General features: G+C 71.2%; 16 protein-coding genes, 1 tRNA gene and 1 pseudogene. 6 read left to right on the top strand and 12 right to left on the bottom strand.

What is annotated here, in order from left to right:
* The first annotated feature begins 41 nt into the window (after window positions 1–41).
* A complete protein-coding gene (locus tag AB0I71_RS28720) occupies window positions 42–413 on the top strand; it encodes a hypothetical protein (protein WP_357589857.1) in 372 nt (123 codons plus the stop codon).
* The gene (locus AB0I71_RS28715) at window positions 410–1,207 is read left to right on the top strand and encodes a hypothetical protein (protein ID WP_357589855.1); all 798 of its coding nucleotides are present in this window, start codon (window positions 410–412) and stop codon (window positions 1,205–1,207) included. The genes AB0I71_RS28720 and AB0I71_RS28715 overlap by 4 nt, the downstream gene beginning before the upstream one ends.
* On the opposite strand, the gene AB0I71_RS28710 is transcribed toward AB0I71_RS28715, so the two are convergent.
* The gene (locus tag AB0I71_RS28710) at window positions 1,204–3,684 is read right to left on the bottom strand and encodes a tetratricopeptide repeat protein (RefSeq protein ID WP_357589853.1); all 2,481 of its coding nucleotides are present in this window, start codon (window positions 3,682–3,684) and stop codon (window positions 1,204–1,206) included. The genes AB0I71_RS28715 and AB0I71_RS28710 overlap by 4 nt on opposite strands.
* 110 nt (window positions 3,685–3,794) lie before the next feature.
* Between AB0I71_RS28710 and AB0I71_RS28705 the strand changes: the two genes are divergently transcribed.
* The 3 genes and pseudogenes from AB0I71_RS28705 to AB0I71_RS28695 all read left to right on the top strand — a co-directional run bounded on the left by AB0I71_RS28705 (window position 3,795) and on the right by AB0I71_RS28695 (window position 5,265).
* Window positions 3,795–3,890 carry a hypothetical protein gene (locus AB0I71_RS28705; protein WP_357589851.1) on the top strand — a complete coding sequence of 32 codons (96 nt, stop codon included), beginning with the start codon at window positions 3,795–3,797 and terminating at the stop codon, window positions 3,888–3,890.
* A gap of 70 nt (window positions 3,891–3,960) precedes the next feature.
* Window positions 3,961–4,050: pseudogene (locus AB0I71_RS28700) on the top strand (DNA-binding protein); the annotation flags it as partial.
* Window positions 4,051–4,053: 3 nt separating this feature from the next.
* On the top strand, window positions 4,054–5,265 hold the full coding sequence (locus AB0I71_RS28695) for a tyrosine-type recombinase/integrase (protein WP_357589849.1): 1,212 nt from the start codon (window positions 4,054–4,056) through the stop codon (window positions 5,263–5,265).
* Window positions 5,266–5,378: 113 nt separating this feature from the next.
* Here AB0I71_RS28695 and AB0I71_RS28690 read toward each other — a convergent pair.
* From AB0I71_RS28690 to ald, 9 genes are all read right to left on the bottom strand, one after another.
* Window positions 5,379–5,452: transfer RNA gene (locus AB0I71_RS28690), tRNA-Pro, on the bottom strand.
* A gap of 194 nt (window positions 5,453–5,646) precedes the next feature.
* Window positions 5,647–7,050 carry a ribosome biogenesis GTPase Der gene (gene der, locus AB0I71_RS28685; RefSeq protein WP_357589847.1) on the bottom strand — a complete coding sequence of 468 codons (1,404 nt, stop codon included), beginning with the start codon at window positions 7,048–7,050 and terminating at the stop codon, window positions 5,647–5,649.
* On the bottom strand, window positions 7,047–7,727 hold the full coding sequence (gene cmk, locus AB0I71_RS28680; RefSeq protein WP_357589845.1) for a (d)CMP kinase: 681 nt from the start codon (window positions 7,725–7,727) through the stop codon (window positions 7,047–7,049). Before cmk ends, der begins: the two co-directional genes overlap by 4 nt.
* Window positions 7,728–7,874: 147 nt before the next feature.
* Window positions 7,875–8,645 carry a pseudouridine synthase gene (locus tag AB0I71_RS28675; protein ID WP_357589843.1) on the bottom strand — a complete coding sequence of 257 codons (771 nt, stop codon included), beginning with the start codon at window positions 8,643–8,645 and terminating at the stop codon, window positions 7,875–7,877.
* Window positions 8,632–9,591, bottom strand: coding sequence for an SMC-Scp complex subunit ScpB (gene scpB / locus AB0I71_RS28670; protein WP_357589841.1), 960 nt, complete (start codon window positions 9,589–9,591; stop codon window positions 8,632–8,634). Before scpB ends, AB0I71_RS28675 begins: the two co-directional genes overlap by 14 nt.
* Window positions 9,588–10,736, bottom strand: coding sequence for a ScpA family protein (locus tag AB0I71_RS28665; protein WP_357589894.1), 1,149 nt, complete (start codon window positions 10,734–10,736; stop codon window positions 9,588–9,590). The genes scpB and AB0I71_RS28665 overlap by 4 nt, the downstream gene beginning before the upstream one ends.
* A 145-nt stretch (window positions 10,737–10,881) precedes the next feature.
* Window positions 10,882–11,805, bottom strand: a complete 924-nt coding sequence (locus tag AB0I71_RS28660; RefSeq protein WP_099851725.1) for a ParA family protein — start codon at window positions 11,803–11,805, stop codon at window positions 10,882–10,884.
* 273 nt (window positions 11,806–12,078) lie between these two features.
* On the bottom strand, window positions 12,079–13,065 hold the full coding sequence (locus tag AB0I71_RS28655) for a site-specific tyrosine recombinase XerD (protein WP_357589839.1): 987 nt from the start codon (window positions 13,063–13,065) through the stop codon (window positions 12,079–12,081).
* Between the two features lie 11 nt (window positions 13,066–13,076).
* Window positions 13,077–14,192: an alanine dehydrogenase gene (gene ald, locus AB0I71_RS28650; protein ID WP_357589836.1), complete on the bottom strand. Its 1,116-nt coding sequence runs from the start codon at window positions 14,190–14,192 to the stop codon at window positions 13,077–13,079.
* 294 nt (window positions 14,193–14,486) lie between these two features.
* Here ald and AB0I71_RS28645 point away from each other — a divergent pair, with 294 nt between their 5' ends.
* The gene (locus tag AB0I71_RS28645; RefSeq protein ID WP_357589834.1) at window positions 14,487–14,744 is read left to right on the top strand and encodes a TM2 domain-containing protein; all 258 of its coding nucleotides are present in this window, start codon (window positions 14,487–14,489) and stop codon (window positions 14,742–14,744) included.
* A 61-nt stretch (window positions 14,745–14,805) separates the two neighbouring features.
* Here AB0I71_RS28645 and AB0I71_RS28640 read toward each other — a convergent pair whose 3' ends face one another.
* Window positions 14,806–15,411 (bottom strand): NUDIX hydrolase, encoded by a 606-nt coding sequence (locus AB0I71_RS28640; RefSeq protein ID WP_357589832.1) that lies wholly within the window; start codon window positions 15,409–15,411, stop codon window positions 14,806–14,808.
* 79 nt (window positions 15,412–15,490) lie between these two features.
* Window positions 15,491–17,230, bottom strand: a complete 1,740-nt coding sequence (locus tag AB0I71_RS28635; RefSeq protein ID WP_357589830.1) for a CTP synthase — start codon at window positions 17,228–17,230, stop codon at window positions 15,491–15,493.
* Window positions 17,231–17,340 lie beyond the last annotated feature (110 nt).

The following is a 17,340-nucleotide window of genomic DNA, read 5'->3' as shown; positions in this document are numbered from 1 at the left end:
TACGGTGTTGCCAGGTTTTCTACTGGGAAGGATCGGCCACGGTGGCACTGAGCGAACGGGACGCCCACGAATGGCTCTGTACCCAGCTGGCGCCGCTGCGCGCCCGGGCTCGCGAAGGTGGCTGGGAGGACAAACTGGAGCGGACCGTCCGGACCGTGCAGGACGGAGGTTCAGCCGTTCGAGCGTGCCGGCTGCTCGGTTACCGCGGTCACGCCGAGAGCGTCCGGGGGACGTTTTCCGGCGGGATCCCGCTGGCGCGGCTGGGTCTCGACCCGCTCGTCCGGCGTGGCGAGTACGTGTGCCCGAAGAGCAACTGCGGGCGCCGGGCCGGGGTACGGCCGGACGGCGGCGAGCCACGCTGCACCCTGTACGGCTCGGTGATGGACCTCCAACCGCTCGACGAGCCCTCGTGAACACCCTGCTGGCCGAGATCGGCAAGAAGATCGCCGACCGCTGGCTGACCGCGCTGCTGCTGCCCGGGCTGCTGTTCACCGGGACGATGGGGTGCGCCTGGCTGCTCGGCCAACGTCACGCCCTGGACCCCGGGGAACTGGCCCGGCGGATCGCCACCGAGATCGCCCCGCTGAACAAGCAGCCGATACTCATAGCGGTGACGATCGTGGTGGCGCTGCTGGCCGCCACCGTGTCGGCGTACCTGGCGCAGGCGTTGGCCGGTGCGGTGAACGCGATGTGGACGGCGAAACGCCCACGATGGATCGTCAGGCGACGTCGCAGGTCCGCCCAGCGGCGCCTGCCGGGACAGCCGGAGCCGTACCTGCCCGCCCGGCTCACCGCGGCCGGCGATCACTGGCGGCTTGCCGGCGCGCGGGTCGCCACCCACTACGGCCTCGACCTCAACCGGTTGTGGCCACGTTTGTGGCTGATCATGCCGGTCGAGTCCCGGACCGTGGTGCAGACCTCGTACGGCGTCTACCACTCGGCGCTGACGCTGACCGGCTGGGGACTGCTCTACCTGGTCCTCGGCGGCTGGTGGTGGCCGGCCGCGGCGGCCGGCGTCCTCATCATCGCGATCGGGCACCGGCGGGGCGCGCTGGCCTCCGCGGCCACGGCCGAACTGCTGGAGGCGGTGGTGGATCTGCACCTCAAGACGTTGATCGCCGGCCTGGACGCCGGGAAGGAACGGGCGCTCACCGACGCCGACGCGCTACGCCTCAACAACGTGCTTAGCAAACGCCAGCACTTCTAGAGATTCTGGAGCACCGGCACGACGAGGTCGGGCTCGGCCGGCCGGCCCTGTCCGAGCTCGGAGGCGATGCTCAGCCGGTCGAGTTCAGTACGCACCGCGATGAGCCGGTCGGCACGGGCCGGGTCGGCGGCTCGCAGCGCCGCCAGCTCGCCCCGGGTCTCCAGACGCTGGGACCAGCGGACCGCCCGGCTCTGCTCCAGCCACTCGACGGCGGTGGCGGCCCGGCCGCCGGCGATCGCGGCGGCCGCGGCGTCGCCGGGCACGTCCTCCCATCGGGCCAGTCGCCACTCCACGTCGGTCCGGCCGCTCCCGCGCCAGGCCAGCAGCGGCAGCAGACCGGCCAGCAGGCCGTACGCCTGGCCGGTCTCCTCCGCGGCCAGGTCCTCCGACGCCGCGGCGTACGCCCAGCGGCCGGCCGCGCTCAGCCGCACCGGCAGCGGCGTGCTCGCCGTGGTGACGGCCGTACGGAAACAGTCGGCTGCCTCCTGCCGGTCCCCGGCCTCGCCGAGGCTGCGGAACCGCTCGAGCAGGGCGATGGCCAGGTTGCTCTCGATGGTGCCGAGGTTCGGATGGTCGGCGGCGACCATGCCTCGCTGGGCGCGATACATCTCGACGGCCTCGCCGAGGGCCTGGAGATCACCGTCATGGCGGTACCTGCTCATCAGGGCGTTGGCGAGCGCGGCGAGCGTGATCTGCCGGTCCATCGGCCGCTCCACCGGGGCGTCTACCGCCGACCGGGCAACGCCGACGGCGTCGGTCAGGTCCGCGGGCCGGCCGTCGGCCTCGAATCGTTTGCGCAGCATTACCGCCAGGTTGGCCAGCGGCATCCCCCGCTCGGGGGCGTCGGCCGGGGTGGCGTCGATCCCGGCACGGGCGGTCTCGATCGCGTCGTCCAGATCGGTACGGTCGCCGGCCCGGTCGTAGCGCAGCAGAAGCACCCGCGCGAGGGTGTCCAGAAATCCGGTGCCGCCGGGAGCGGCCAGCCGGGCCGCGGCGACCGCCTCGTCCAGGTCGGTGGATTCGTTGAAATGCTCGTACCGGTTGCTCAGCAGCACACTGAGGTTGTTGGCGTACGTCGGGTCCGTCTGCCCCACGGCCGAGGAGCCCCGCAGCGCCGCACGTGTGACGGTGATGGATTCGTCCAGGTCGGCCGGGTTCCCGAAGCTCTCGAACCGCCGGAAGAGGACGCCGCCGAGGTCGAAGAGCCGATCGGCGATGATGTCCAGTCCCGCGGTGGCGGCGGCCGCGCGGCTCGCCCCGACCGCTTCCTCGATGTCCTCGCGGTCGCCGGTCCGATCGAACCGGTAACGGACCGCGATGCTCAGCGAGGCGTGCGCGTACCCGCCGGCCATCGGATCGTCGCGCAGCATCACGGCGAGGCGGCGGGACGCGTCGACCAGGTCGTCGAGGACGGCCGGGTCGTCCACCTGGTCCCGCGCGGCCAGCGCACCTACCAGGCCGCTCTGCAGGACCGCCTGTGTCCGGATCGGCGCGCCGCGTTCGGCCAGCTGTTGCGCAATCCGCACGACCTCGTCCCGTTCGTCGCGGTCACCCGATTGCCGGTAGCGGCCGGTTAGGGCGAGGCCGAGGTTCAGCAGCCGGCTGGTAAGGGCCGGGTCACGCGGACCGGTACGTTCCACCGCCTTGCGGCCGAACACGACGGCTCCCTCCACGTCGGTCGGATTCCCACCGATCTCGGAACGTTTACGCAACGCCAGGCTCAGGTTGGTGAGGTCGCCGGTGCGGCCCGTCCCGTCCGGGCTCAGCAGCAGCGCAGCGGAGCTGGCCCCGATCGCCTCGTCGAGGTCGCCGGCGTCACCGGTGAGCTCGAAGCGCATGTAGTAGGCGACCGACAGCTGGGACAGCGCGCCCATCCTCTCCCGCGGCGCGGCGACCATGCCGGCCGTACGCCCGACGGTGATCGCCCGGTCCAGATCGGCGGCGTCGGCGTCGCGGTCGAACCGCATGCGCAGCGACATGGCGAGGTTGGCCAGGTGCCGGCCGTGGTCGGGATCGTCGGCCGGCACCAGGTCGGCGAGCTGCTCCAGCAGCCGGATAACCTCGTCGAGCCGGCCGAGGTCGCCCGCCTCGACCCGTGTCGTCTCCTGCGTCAGCCGGTCCTCGAGGTCCGCGGAGTTGCGCGTCTCGGCCGACACGACGCTGCCGCCGAGGAGCGGGCGCAGCTGTTCCGGCACCCGGTCGGGGTCGATAGCCGCGACCGCCCGGAAGAGGCTGATCGCGAACTGCAGGTCAGCCCGCCGGTCCTGGTCCGGTGTGGCCAGCACCCGGTACCAGAAGAGCCAGGCCACCGCCTGCAGGACCCGGAACGTGTCCTCGGCGTCGGCCGCGTCGTCCTGGGCCGCCTGCAGGGTGGCCAGCGCCTCCTCGACGGCGCTGTCGTCGAGGATCGGTGCGGAGTCGCCCCGCTTGGCGAAGGCGTCGAGCCGGGCCACGATCGCGGCGATCTGCTCCTTCATCTGCACTCCCGCCTGGAGCCGGATCGACAGCCTACGACCGTCGATGGACGTGGCGGTAGACCCGCCACCCGGCAGGGTGCCTCACCTGCGGGCCGGTTCCTGCCCGGAGCGTGACCAAGCTTGCGGAGCTGTTCGAGGTGTCGCGTCCGACCGTCTACCGGGTGCTCGAACGCGCCGCGGTCTCCCGGACCGCAGGCGACACATGAGCAGCCTTCCATCCGGGCCGACGTGGGCCATACTCGGTGGGCGGTGGTCTCCCGGCCCGCAGCAGCAGTACCACGCGCCATCCGCGTCGGCAACACCCTGCGCTACCGGCGCAGCGAGGTCGAACGGTGGCTCGACGAACACACCGACACGGACCGGTGACCTGTGGCCCGTCCTGAACTGCCCATCGGCACCGCCGGCAAGATCCGGACCGAGAAGCTGGGCCCTGGCCGATTCCGGGCCAGGGTCCGCTTCCGTGACTACGACGGCATCACCCGCGACATCGAAGTCACCGACACCACCGCCCCCGCCGCCGTCCGGGCGCTGAAGGTCAAGATCCGCGACCGCAGCACCCCCAACGACGACGAGATCAGCCGCGAGACCCCCATCAACGCCCTCGCCGAACTGTGGATCGAGGAGATCACCGCCGAGGAACGCATCGCAGTCCAGACCATCCACCGCTACCAAGCCAGCCTGCGCACCACGATCCTGCCCGCCCTGGGCAACCTGCGTATCCGAGAGGCCAGCGTCGGGCGTCTCGACCGGCTGCTCCGCGAGATTGCCAAGGACCGGCCTTCCGCGGCCAAAGGCGTGAAGGTAGTCCTGGGCCAGATGTTCGCCCTCGCCGTGCGGCACGGCGCGATCCCGAGCAACCCCGTACGCGACACCGGCCGGCTCCGTAAACCCCGCCGCACCGTCGTCGTCCTCAGCGGCGAGCATCTCCACGCTGTCCGGGCGGCGATCCGTGACTGGCAGCAACCGGTCCCCGGCAAACCCGGGCCTCGGCACACCGGCGACCTGGCCGACGTCGTCGACCTCATGCTCGCCACCGGCGCCCGCATCGGCGAAATCCTCGCCCTACGCTGGGAAGACCTCGACCTCGCCGCCGCGCGTCCCACCCTGACCATCTGCGGCACGCTGGTCTACGTCAAAGGCCAGGGCATCTTCCGGCTGCCCTGGACCAAGAGCGACGCCGGCTACCGGATGCTCGTCCTGCCCCGATTCGCCGTCGGCATGCTCATGGCCCGCAACGTCGGCGCCGCGGACAACCCGCACGACGCGATCTTCGCCTCCCGGCGCGGTACCTGGCTCTCCCCCAACAATGTCCGCCGTCAGTGGCGCCAGGCCCGCGCCGACACCGACCTCGACTGGGTCACCCCGCACAGCTTCCGCAAGACCGTGGCCACCCTGATCAAGGAGGAAGCCGACACCAAGAGCGCCGCCGCACAACTCGGCCACTCCAGCGAAGAGGTCACCGCCACCTACTACATCGCCAAGCCCATCCAAGCCCCCGACGTCTCCGACGTACTGGAACGCCTCGCCGCCAACCCAAACCGACCGCACTCACCAGCCCTGCACAACGATGCGGGTCGATGACGAACTTGGTTGCCGCACCCGGTAAACGGGGGGTTTTCGGGGGGCGGTTCAAATCTCCATCGAAGAAAGTCAAAGCCCTGACCGCGTTTCCGCAGGTCAGGGCTTTTTCTTTGTCGGGACGGCCGGATTCGAACCGACGACCCCTTGACCCCCAGTCAAGTGCGCTACCAAGCTGCGCCACGTCCCGATGCCACCGTCGGGCATTGCCCGCGACAGCCGGTACAGCTTAGCGCAGCTACTCCCTTCCGTCGCACAGCCCCCACCCCTGCCCCGCGCACCCGTCACGCACGTCACCACCGCTAGAGCGTCCTAGGAAGATGGGTGGAAAGGGTAGGGCTCGGGTGGTCATGAAGTGTCCACCCGAGCCCTTGAGAGACCGGATCAGCCGTGCGCCTTGCCGCGGCCGCCGGGGCCGAGCTTCTTACGTGGGCGTACCGAAATCTCGATCGGGCTGCCCTCGAAGCCGAACTCCTCGCGGAGCTTGCGCTCGACGAAGCGCTGGTAGCCAGCGTCCAGCGGACCTGTGGTGAAGAGCACGAAGCGTGGCGGGGCCACCCCCGCCTGGGTGGCGAACAGGATCCGGGGCGCCCGTCCCCCGCGGACCGGGTGCGGGGTGGCCTGGACCAGGGCGGTGAGCCACGCGTTGAGCTGTGCGGTGGGGATCCGGGTCTCCCAGCTGTCCAGCGCCCGGTGCAGAGCGGCGGCGAGCTTGTCGACCGCCCGGCCGGTCTTCGCCGACAGGTTCAGCCGGATCGCCCACGGGATACGGCGCAGTTCCCGTTCGATCTCCTTGTCCAGGTAGTACCGACGGTCGCCATCGACCAGGTCCCACTTGTTGAAGGCGATCACCAGCGCCCGGCCGGACTCGGTGACCATGGACAGGATCCGCTGGTCCTGCTCGCTGATCGGCTCGCTGGAGTCGAGCAGCACCACCGCCACCTCGGCCGCCTCGATCGCCGAGGCGGTACGCAGGCTGGCGTAGTACTCGGTGCCGCTGGCCCTGCCGACCCGCTTGCGCAACCCGGCCGTGTCCACCAGGTGCCAGGTGTCACCACCGATGGTGACCAGGCTGTCAACCGGGTCGACGGTGGTCCCGGCAACCGCGTCGACGACTGCCCGTTCCTCGCCGGAGAAACGGTTCAGCAGGCTGGACTTGCCGACGTTCGGCCGTCCCACCAACGCCACCCGACGCGGACCCCGGGGGCGGTACTCCGCCACCTTCGGTGCCTCCGGCAGCGCCGCCAGGATGGCGTCGAGCAGGTCACCGGAGCCGCGGCCGTGCAGTGCCGACACCGGGTGCGGTTCGCCGAGACCCAGTGACCACAGCGAGGTGGCCTCCAGCTCGACGCTGGCGTTGTCGGCCTTGTTGGCCACCAGGATCACCGGCTTGGCGCTGCGGCGCAGCATCTTCACCGCCGCCTCGTCGACGTCGGTGGAGCCCACCGTCGCGTCGACCACGAAGACCACCACGTCGGCGGTCACCACCGCGGTTTCGGCCTGCGCCGCGATCGCCGCGGCACGGTCCTTCGCGTCCGGTTCCCAGCCGCCGGTGTCCACCACGGTGAACGCCCGCCCGGACCACTGCGCGTCGTAGGGCACCCGGTCGCGGGTCACCCCCGGCACGTCCTCCACGACCGCCTGGCGGCGGCCGATGATGCGGTTCACCAGGGTGGACTTGCCCACGTTGGGTCGGCCGACCACGGCCACCACCGGCTGCGGACCGGTCTGTTCCTCGGTCTCCAGGTCCGGCTCACGCAGCTCGACCCAGCCGTCGTCGTCACTCACGCCACTGACCGTTCGACCAGGAGTGCCCGTAGCCGCGCCACGACCTCGTCGATGCCCAGCTCGGTGGTGTCGAGCACCACCGCGTCCGGCGCCTGGGCCAGCGGGTCGGCCTTGCGGGTCGAGTCCAGCTGGTCACGCCGGGCCAGGTCGGCGGCGGTGGCGGCCACGTCGGAGGCGTTCTCGGCGCTGCGCCGCGCGGCACGCGCCGCCGCCGAGGCGGTCAGGTACACCTTCAGGTCGGCGTCGGGCGTCACCACGGAACCGATGTCCCGCCCCTCGACCACGATCCGGCCCGCCTTGGTGATCATGTCTCGCTGACGGGCGACGAGCAGCGCACGGACCGCCGGCACGGCAGCCACCGCCGAGACGGCGGCGGTCACCTCGGGACCACGGATGTCGGTCTCGACGTTCACCCCGTCGACCGTCACGCCGTAACCCGCGGGGTCGGTGCCGATGCGCAGGTCCACCTCGCCGGCGACCTTCGCCACCGCCTGGGTGTCGGTCAGGTCGACGCCGGAACGCAGCACCGCCCAGGTGATCGCCCGGTACATCGCACCCGTGTCGAGGTAACGCCCGCCGAGGCTCGTGGCGAGCCGCCGGGAGACGGTGGACTTACCCGAACCGGACGGCCCGTCCACAGCGACCACGCAGCGCCCGGCCGGCACGTTTTCCTCCACCGTCGTCCTCCTCAGCCCGTACCTCACGATCCGTCAGCGACGACCGCAAGCGGTTGACCACACATGTTCAATCATGCCCGGTGCCGTGGCGCACCACCGGCCGGGCCGTCAGGCAGCCTACCCTCAGCCGTACCCGCGACTGCCGCCTCAGTCACCCACGGCCTTGAACAGTGCGGCGACCTCCGCGTTGGTCAGCCTCCGGGTCCGCCCGGCACGCAGGTCGCCGAGCCGGATCGGCCCGATGGAGGTACGCACCAGCCGGCTCACCGGGTGGCCGACCTCCGCGAGCAGTCGGCGTACGATGTGTTTGCGGCCTTCGTGCAGGGTCAGCTCGACCTGGGCGGTACGCCCCAGACTGTCCACCACCCGAAAGGCGTCGACGGTCACCGGGCCGTCCTCCAGCTCCACCCCGGCCGCCAACCGCTTGCCGAGGTTGCGCGGGATCGGGCCGGAAACCTCGCACAGGTAGGTCTTCGGCACCCCGAAGGACGGGTGCATCAGCCGGTGCGCCAGGTTGCCGTCGTTGGTGAGCAGCAGCAGGCCCTCGCTGTCCGCGTCGAGCCGCCCGACGTGGTAGACACGCTGCTCGACCCGGTTGCCGAGAAAGTCGGCGAGGGCGGTACGCCCCTTCTCGTCCGCCATCGTGGAAACCACCCCGCGCGGCTTGTTCATCGCCAGGTACACCAGCCGGGTGTCGGCCGCCAGCCGCTCGCCGTCGACGTGGATGACCGCCGTGGTCGGGTCGACCTTGTCGCCGAGCTGCGCCACCCGCCCGTTGACCGTCACCCGCCGACGGAAGATCAGATCCTCGCAGGCCCGCCGGGAGCCGACACCGGCGGCGGCGAGCACCTTCTGCAGGCGTTCCGGGCCGGTGTAGACGGGGGCGTCGGGGCGGGGGGTGCGGTCATCGCGCGGCATCGGCAAGCTCTTCTACGTCGTCGGGGAGGAAAGGGGCCAGGGGCGGCAGGTCGTCGAGGCTGTTCAGGCCGAGCTTCTCCAGGAACATGATGCTCGTCCGGTACAGGTAGGCCCCGCTGTCGGACTCGGTGCCGCACTCCTCGACCAGGCCGCGAGTGACCAGGGTACGGATCACCCCGTCACAGTTGACACCGCGGATGGCGGAGATGCGCGACCGGGTCACCGGCTGCTTGTACGCCACCACGGCCAGGGTCTCCAGCGCGGCCTGGGTCAGCCGGACCGACTGCCCGTCGAGAACGAACCGCTCGACGTAGGTGGCGTATTCCGGGCGGGTGTACAGCCGCCACCCGCCCGCCGCCCGGCGCAGCTCGAACCCATGGCCGGCCGCGGTGAACCCGGCGGCGATCTCGTCGAGCATCGGACCGATCCGCTCGGCGGGCTGCTCCAGCACCTGGGCGAGGACCAGCTCACTCACCGGTTCGTCGACCACCAGCAGGATCGCCTCCAGCGCGCCGCGCAACTCCGCGTCGTCGAGTTCCGGTGCCGGCTCCGGTACCGGCCGGGCCCGCGCCCCTGACCGCTTCCGTCCCAGATCCGGGACGCCCTTCCCCGTGACATCTCCCCGCAGGTCACGTCCCGAGACCTCCTCCCCCGTGACGCCCTTTGCCGAGTCCTCCTCCCCCGACTCCCCGTCATCGCCGACCCGCCCCCCAGCGCGCTCCTCGACCACATCGATCTTGGACGGAAACCGCCCCTGGAGGGGTACCTGCGCACCAAGATCTGCGGCGTCCACTTCCGCATCTGCGGCGGTGGCGGTGGGCGGAACTGGGGCGGGATCGGTGGGTGGGGGGGAGTCCTCTGGTGGGGCGGGAGCCGGGCGCTGCCACGGTGGAATCCAGGCGGCGGCCTGGTCGGCCAGGGAGTCCGGCCGCTCTTCGTTGCTCATCCAGCTCGCTCCTCGGTCGTTCCCATCGCCTCAACCTCGCCAGCACCGGCACCGGCCTCGCCGAGCCCAGCACCACCGACACCCGCACCGCCAGCATCGGCGTCACCGGTGCTCACAGAGTCACCAGCACCGTCCGCCGCCAACGGTCCGCCATCCGGCGGCGGCTCAGAAGGCGGCTCCGGCTCAGAAGGCGACTCCGGCCCGGAAGGCAGCTCCGTGGACGACCCAGAGGGCGACTCCGGCCCAGGGTGCGACTCCGGCCCGGAAGACGACGCCGTGGACGGCCCGGAGGGCGGCTCGGTGGACGTCTCGGGCGGTGTGCCGGCGTACTCGTCGATAGCCAGCGCCGGCCCGCCGTCGGCGGGTCCGGTCCAGCGGACGGTCAACTCCTCCAACGCCTGCTCCTGGACGAAGGCCACCACACCCTGCCGGTACAGCTCCAGCAGGGCGAGGAACCGGGCGACCACCTCCAGGGTGGCCTCGCAGTCGGCGCAGAGCAGCGAGAAGCTGGCGGTGCCGGCCCGGCGTAGCCGTTCGGCGATGATGCCGGCGTGTTCCCGGACGCTGACCCGGACCATGTGCACATGGGCGACGGAGACCTCGGGTACCGGCTTCGGGGTCATCGCCCGCACCGCCAGCTTGAGCAGCCGTTGCGGGCCGATGCCGAGCACCAGGTCGGGCAGCGCCTCGGCGTAGCGGGGTTCGAGGGAGACGGCGCGCGGGTAGCGCCGACCGCCGACCTCCTCCAGTGCGGCGATGTGCGCCGCCGCCTCCTTGTAGGCCTTGTACTGCAACAGCCGAGCGAAGAGCAGGTCCCGCGCCTCCAGCAGAGCGAGATCCTCCTCGTTCTCGACCTCTGCGGCGGGCAGCAGCCGGGCCGCCTTCAGGTCCAGCAGCGTGGCGGCGATCAGCAGGAACTCGCTCGCCTCGTCCAGATCCCAGTCGTCGCCCATGGCCCGGATGTAGGCGATGAACTCGTCGGTCACCTGGTGCAGGGCGACCTCGGTGACGTCGAGTTTGTGCTTGCCGATCAGTTGCAGCAGCAGGTCGAACGGGCCGGTGAAGTTGGCCAGCCGCACGGTGAAACCGGTGGTGTCGGCCGGCTCGGCTGCCTGCGTCGCCCCGACGCCCGCCGACGGGTCCACGCTGCCGGTCGGCTCGGCACCGGAGGCCGGCGCGGCTGGATCAGCCACCACTGGCTGCGGATCCGCGGCGGCGGTCGGGTCGAGGGGCGGGGCGCTCACGTCGACGACGGTAGTCCACGGTCGGGACACCTCGATTCAGCGCCTCCTACCGCTCGGCCTGCGCGGCGATCACCTCGCGGGCCAGCTGACGGTAGTTACGGGCGCCCGAGGAGGCCGGGTCGAGCGTGGTGATGGGTGAGCCGGCGACGGTGGACTCGGGGAACTTCACGGTCTTGGTGATCACCGTCTGGTAGACCTTGTCGCCGAACGCCTCGACCACCCGCTGGAGCACCTGCCGGCAGTGCGTGGTGCGGCTGTCGTACATGGTGGCGAGGATGCCCTCGAGCTCCAGGTCGAAGTTCAGCCGCTCGCGCACCTTGTCGATGGTGTCCAGCAGCAGGGCGACGCCGCGCAGGCTGAAGAACTCGCACTCCAGCGGGATGAGCACGCCGTGCGCGACGGTCAACGCGTTGATCGCCAACAGACCGAGCGACGGCTGGCAGTCGATCAGGATGTAGTCGTACTCCTTGCGGACGCTCTTGAGCACCCGGGCCAGAGCCATCTCGCGGGCGACCTCGTTCACCAGTTGGATCTCGGCGGCGGAGAGGTCGATGTTGGCCGGCAGCAGGTGCAGCCCGGCCACGTCGGTCTTGATGAGCACGTCCTCGGCGGTGACGTCGTCCTGCATCAGCAGGTTGTAGACCGACAGATCCAGGTTGTGCGGGTTGACGCCCAGCCCGACGGAGAGAGCGCCCTGCGGGTCGAAGTCGACAAGCAGCACCTTGCGGCCGTACTCGGCGAGCGCGGCGCCAAGGTTGATGGTCGTGGTGGTCTTGCCCACCCCGCCCTTCTGGTTGGCCATCGCGATGATGCGGGCCGGCCCGTGCCGGTCGGTGGGCATCGGCTCGGGGATGGGCTTACGCATGGTGTAGGCGGCCGGGTCGGCCGGACCCAGGTCGGCGCTGAGGGAGTTCTGCTGCTCGCGGAGCTCCGACGTCCACGTCTCGGCACGGTCACCGTTGCCAGCCATGTCCTCGTTGCCCCCTCCCGACGACCGTGCGGCGTCGGAGCCGCCCGACGTCCTTCGCGGTGCCGCTGCGCACCCCGGTCCACTCGCCGCGAGGGCCGCGCCATGCCGACTGTACGCCACCGGCCAGCAGGGCGTTCGGCACCCGCTCGGCGTGTCGGCCGGCAGCAACGGCCACCCGCAGGTCAGGCCGCCACCACATTGCCGGCACCGGCGGGATCGGGTGCCGCGCCGTCGGTCACCGGCGGGTCGGGTACGGCGAGCCGCCGTCGACGGTCAGCTCAGCGCACGGGGATGCGCGGTGGCGTAGACCTCGCGCAGTCGCTCGACGGTGACCAGGGTGTAGACCTGGGTGGTGGTCACCGAGGCGTGGCCGAGCAGTTCCTGCACCACCCGGACGTCGGCACCGCCGTCGAGCAGGTGGGTGGCGTACGAGTGACGCAACGTGTGCGGCGACACGGCGCGTGGACCGTCGACGGTCAGCCCGGCGCGTTCGGCGGCGCGGCGCAGGATGGTCCAGGCGCCCTGCCGGGTCAGCGGGCCGCCCCGGGCGTTGAGGAAGATCGCCGGGGTGCCCCGGCCGGCGGCGGCCAGCCCTGGCCGGGCGCGCACCAGGTACGCGCCGAGCGCCCGCAACGCGTACCCACCGATGGGCACCAGGCGGGTCCGGCCGCCCTTGCCGCGCAGCACCGCCACCCCGTCGTCGAGGTCCACATCGTCCACCGCGGCGCCGACGGCCTCGGAGATCCGTGCTCCGGTGCCGTACAGGAACTCCAGCAGCGCCCGGTCGCGCAGCGCCAACGGCGCGGTGTCCCCCGCCGCGTCGACCGGTCCGGCGGTCTCCAGCAGGGCGAACACGTCGTCGACCGGCAGCGCCCGGGGCAGCCGCCGGGGCGAAGCGGGAGGCCGTACGTCGCGGCTCGGGTCGGCGCCGACCAGGCCCTCGCGCAGCGCGAACCGGTGCAGTCCGCGTACCGCGCTGGCGGCACGGGCGGCCGAGGAGACCGCCAGCGGCGGGTGCCCGTCGGCGCCGGCACGCAGCCGGGCCAGGTGGCGTTCGATCTCACCGGTGGAGACGGCCGACAGGTCGGTCACCCCGGCGGCGGTCAGCGAACCGAGGTAACGGTCCAGGTCCCGGCGGTACGAGGCGAGCGTGTTCGCGGCCAGTCCACGTTCGACGGTGAGGTGGTCCAGGTAGCCACGGACGGCACGGCGCAGGGCCGGCGCGGGCTGGTCACCCTCGCCGGCCTCGTCCGCGGTCAACCGGTCGTCGGTCAGGCCAGCACCTCGGCCAACGGCAGGGTGGACAGGCCGTGCGCCTCGGCGACCGGACCGTAGACGATCTGTCCGTCGTGGGTGTTCAGGCCCAGCGCCAGTGCCGGGTCGCGGCGGGAGGCCTCGCGCCAGCCGTGGTTGGCCAGTTCGAGGGCGTACGGGAGGGTCACGTTCGTCAGCGCGTAGGTGCTGGTGTTCGGCACCGCGCCGGGCATGTTCGCCACGCAGTAGAAGATCGAGTCGTGCACCCGGTAGACCGGGTCGGCGTGGGTGGTGGGCCGCGAGTCCTCGAAACAGCCACCCTGGTCGATGGCGATGTCGACGAGCACGCTGCCCGGCTTCATCCGGGAGACCAGCTCGTTGGAGATCAGCTTCGGCGCCTTCGCGCCCGGCACCAGCACCGCGCCGATGACCAGGTCCGCGTCCAGCACCGCCCGCTCGATCTCGTACGCGTTGGAGGCGACGGTCTGCAGGTGGCCCCGGTAGATGGCGTCGGCCTGCCGCAACCGGCCGACGTTCTTGTCCAGCAGCAGCACCTCGGACTGCAGGCCCAGGGCGATCGCCGCGGCGTTCATGCCGGAGACACCGGCACCGATGACCACGGTCTTGGCCGCGTACACACCGGAGACGCCGCCGGGCAGCACCCCCCGGCCGCCGCCGGTGCGCATCAGGTAGAAGGCACCGACCTGCGGGGCGAGCCGTCCGGCCACCTCGGACATCGGGGCGAGCAACGGCAGCGACCGGTCCGGCAGCTCCACGGTCTCGTAGGCGATGCCTGTCACCTTCCGGTCGAGCAGCGCCTGGGTGCAGTCCCGGGAGGCGGCCAGGTGCAGGTAGGTGAAGAGCACCTGCCCGTCGCGCATCCGGTGGTACTCCTCGGCGACCGGCTCCTTGACCTTCAGCACCAGGTCCGCGGCGTCCCAGACCGCGTCGGCGCTCTCCAGGATCTTGGCACCGGCGGCGGCGAACTCCTCGTCGGTGATGCTCGACCCGAGCCCGGCGCCGGCCTCGACGAAGACCTGGTGACCGCTGCGGGTGAACTCGTTGACGCCGGCGGGCGTGATCGCCACCCGGTACTCGTGGTTCTTGACCTCGCGTGGGATGCCGACCTTCACGATGCAGACACCTCTCTTCGGGGCACGTTCACCCCGACTGCGCGGCGCCGCAGCGGCCCCATTGCCGCCCCGGTCAACCGGTCCCGCCGGCGGCAGTCTAGGACGTGACCGCAGGTCACCGGAGCCTGCACTGTGACACCTGCTCGCCGTGGCCGTTGACGATGTGTCAGGTGTGAGTACCCGGGCCGGCGGTGGATGTCACATCAGCCGTCAGGACAGTGTTCAACCATCATCGTCCCACCTGGTGCACACCGGTGCGGACAGCGAACGAGTGGATCACTATTGTGACGCCCCATGACCACTCCTCCAATGCAGCCCGGGTACCCCCAGGGCGTTTCTGACAAGAGCAAGGTCGTCGCGGGCGTCCTGCAGATTCTGCTGGGCGGCTTCGGCGTCGGCCGGTTCTACATGGGCGACACCAAGACTGGCGTCATCCAGCTGATCGTCACCCTGGTGACCTGCGGTATCGGCAGCCTCTGGGGCCTCATCGACGGCATCCTGATCCTGGTGAACGGCGGCGTCGACGCACAGGGCCGGCCGCTGCGCGACTGACCCACGGAACCACGCAGGGGCCGGGCGGTGCACCGCCCGGCCCCTGCGTCGCGTATCCCGGTCAGCGAGGCAGCGGAGCGTCCGTCCCGCGCAGCCCCGACCAGCCGGCGTCGCGGGCGCGGGCGGCGGCGAGCAGCCCGGCCACACACGGTCCGTTGCTGATCTCCCCGGCCAACACCATGCCGACCGCCTCGTCCAGGTCGATCCGGACGATCTGCAGGTCGGCCTCCTCGTCGTGGCGGTCGTGCCGCTGCTCCGCCGGCACCTCGCCGAGGTCCCGCGCCAGGAAGACCCGGATCAGTTCGTCGGTGAACCCGGGTGAGCTGTGCACGTCGACGAGCACGTCGAGCCGGACGGCCGTGAGATCGACCTCCTCGGCCAGCTCACGCGCCGCCGTCACCGCCGGGTCCTCCCCGGCAACGTCGGTCAGGCCGGCCGGCAGCTCCCACAACCGCCGACCCACCGGCTGGCGGTACTGCCGGATCAGCACCACCTGACCCGCGTCGTCCAGCGCCACCACCGCCACCGCGCCGACGTGCCGGACGAGGTCACGCGCCGCGGTGCCACCGCCGGGCATGGTGACCTCCTCGGTCACCACCTCGAAGATCCGGCCGCGGTAACGCAGCTCCCGCGAGCGCACCTCGTAGCGGTGCTCGACGGCACTCACGCCGCCACCTCGCTTCGCTCGCTGGCGACGCGAGGCGCCGCACTACTGATGAACCACATGGCTCGCTCGCTCCGCTCACTCACGGGGCCGAGGTCGCCTTCGTCGCGGCGCCGTTGCGGGTGGCCCGCTCCGCGGAGGCGGTGTCCAGGTCGACCGGAAGCTGGTCGGCCTGGGAGTACGTCACCGCGGCGTGGACGAAGGCGGCGAACAGCGGGTGCGGCCGGGTGGGACGGCTCTTGAGTTCCGGATGCGCCTGGGTGGCCACGAAGAACGGGTGCAGGTCACGGTCCAGCTCGACGAACTCGACCAGCCGACCGTCCGGCGAGGTGCCCGAGATGTGCAGCCCCGCCTTGACGAGCTGGTCACGGTAGGCGTTGTTCACCTCGTACCGGTGCCGGTGCCGCTCGCTGACCTGGGTGCTGCCGTACGCCTCGGCGACGATCGACCCCTCGGTGAGCGTCGCCGGGTACGCGCCCAGCCGCATCGTGCCGCCCAGGTCGCCCTTGCCGGCGACGATGTCCTGCTGGTCGGCCATGGTGGCGATGACCGGGTGCACCGCCTCCGCGTCGAACTCCAGGGAGTTGGCGCCGTCCAGGCCGGCCAGATGCCGGGCCACCTCGATGGTCATGCACTGCAGGCCCAGGCAGAGCCCGAGCAGCGGGATGCCGTTCTCCCGGGCGTACCGGGCGGTGCCGATCTTGCCTTCGATGCCGCGGACGCCGAACCCGCCGGGGATGACGATGCCGTCGACGCCGGCCAGGGCCGCCGCCGCGCCGGCCGGCGTGACGCAGTCGTCGGAGGGCACCCAACGCAGGTGCACCCGGGCCCGGTGGCCGAAGCCGGCCGCCCGGATCGCCTCACTCACCGACAGGTACGCGTCGGGCAGGTCGACGTACTTGCCGACCAGGGCGACGGTGATCGTGTGCCGGGGCTGGTGCACCCGCTCCAGCAGGTCGTCCCAGCCGTCCCAGTCCACGTCCCGGAAGGAGAGGCCGAGCCGGCGCACCACGTACGCGTCGAGCCCTTCCCGGTGCAGCACTTTCGGGATGTCGTAGATGCTCGGCGCGTCCGGCGCGGCGATCACCGCCTCGGCGTCCACGTCGCAGTAGAGGGACAGCTTGTGCTTGAGCTTGTCCGGGATGTCCCGGTCGGAACGGCACACGATGGCGTCGGGCTGGATACCGATGCTGCGCAGCTGGGCCACCGAGTGCTGGGTGGGCTTCGTCTTCAGCTCGCCCGACGGGGCGAGGTAGGGCACCAGCGAGACGTGCAGGTAGAAGCAGTTGTCCCGGCCCAGGTCGTGGCGCACCTGACGGATCGCCTCCAGGAACGGCAGCGACTCGATGTCGCCGACCGTGCCACCGACCTCGGTGATCACCACGTCCGGGGTGCGGCCGTCGTCGTCCGGGTCGGCCATGGCCAGGATCCGGGACTTGATCTCGTTGGTGATGTGCGGGATCACCTGGACCGTGTCGCCCAGGTACTCGCCGCGCCGTTCCTTGGCGATCACCTCGGAGTAGATCTGGCCGGTGGTGACGTTGGCCTTGCCGGACAGCGCCCGGTCCAGGAAACGCTCGTAGTGGCCGACGTCGAGGTCCGTCTCGGCGCCGTCCTCGGTCACGAAGACCTCACCGTGCTGGAACGGGTTCATCGTGCCCGGGTCGACGTTGAGGTACGGGTCGAGCTTCTGCATCACCACGCGCAGTCCCCGCGCGGTGAGCAGGTTGCCGAGGCTGGAGGCGGTCAGCCCCTTACCCAGCGAGGAGGCGACGCCCCCGGTGACGAATATGTGCCTGGTCGTCCGTGCTGAAGGGGCCAAGGCCTGCTCCCGTGTCGTCCGTCGCGGTCGTGCAGACCGCCGAGCCGATCAGCGAAGTGATCACGCGATCCACGGGATTCCACGGTAACACCTCCCCGATGGCACTCCGG

The sequence above is a fragment of the Micromonospora sp. NPDC049891 genome, from assembly GCF_040660295.1.
Lineage (GTDB): Bacteria > Actinomycetota > Actinomycetes > Mycobacteriales > Micromonosporaceae > Micromonospora.
The sequence above is the reverse complement of the archived record's forward strand: the minus strand, read 5'-3'. Positions and strand labels throughout refer to the sequence as shown.

What these genes read in the sequence shown, in the direction of transcription:
- AB0I71_RS28710 (WP_357589853.1), bottom strand. Translation starts at nt 3,684, where the DNA reads ATGAAGGAGCAGATCGCCGCGATCGTGGCCCGGCTCGACGCCTTCGCC.
- AB0I71_RS28675 (WP_357589843.1), bottom strand. Translation starts at nt 8,645, where the DNA reads ATGCCGCGCGATGACCGCACCCCCCGCCCCGACGCCCCCGTCTACACC.
- scpB (WP_357589841.1), bottom strand. Translation starts at nt 9,591, where the DNA reads ATGAGCAACGAAGAGCGGCCGGACTCCCTGGCCGACCAGGCCGCCGCC.
- AB0I71_RS28660 (WP_099851725.1), bottom strand. Translation starts at nt 11,805, where the DNA reads ATGGCTGGCAACGGTGACCGTGCCGAGACGTGGACGTCGGAGCTCCGC.
- AB0I71_RS28645 (WP_357589834.1), top strand. Translation starts at nt 14,487, where the DNA reads ATGACCACTCCTCCAATGCAGCCCGGGTACCCCCAGGGCGTTTCTGAC.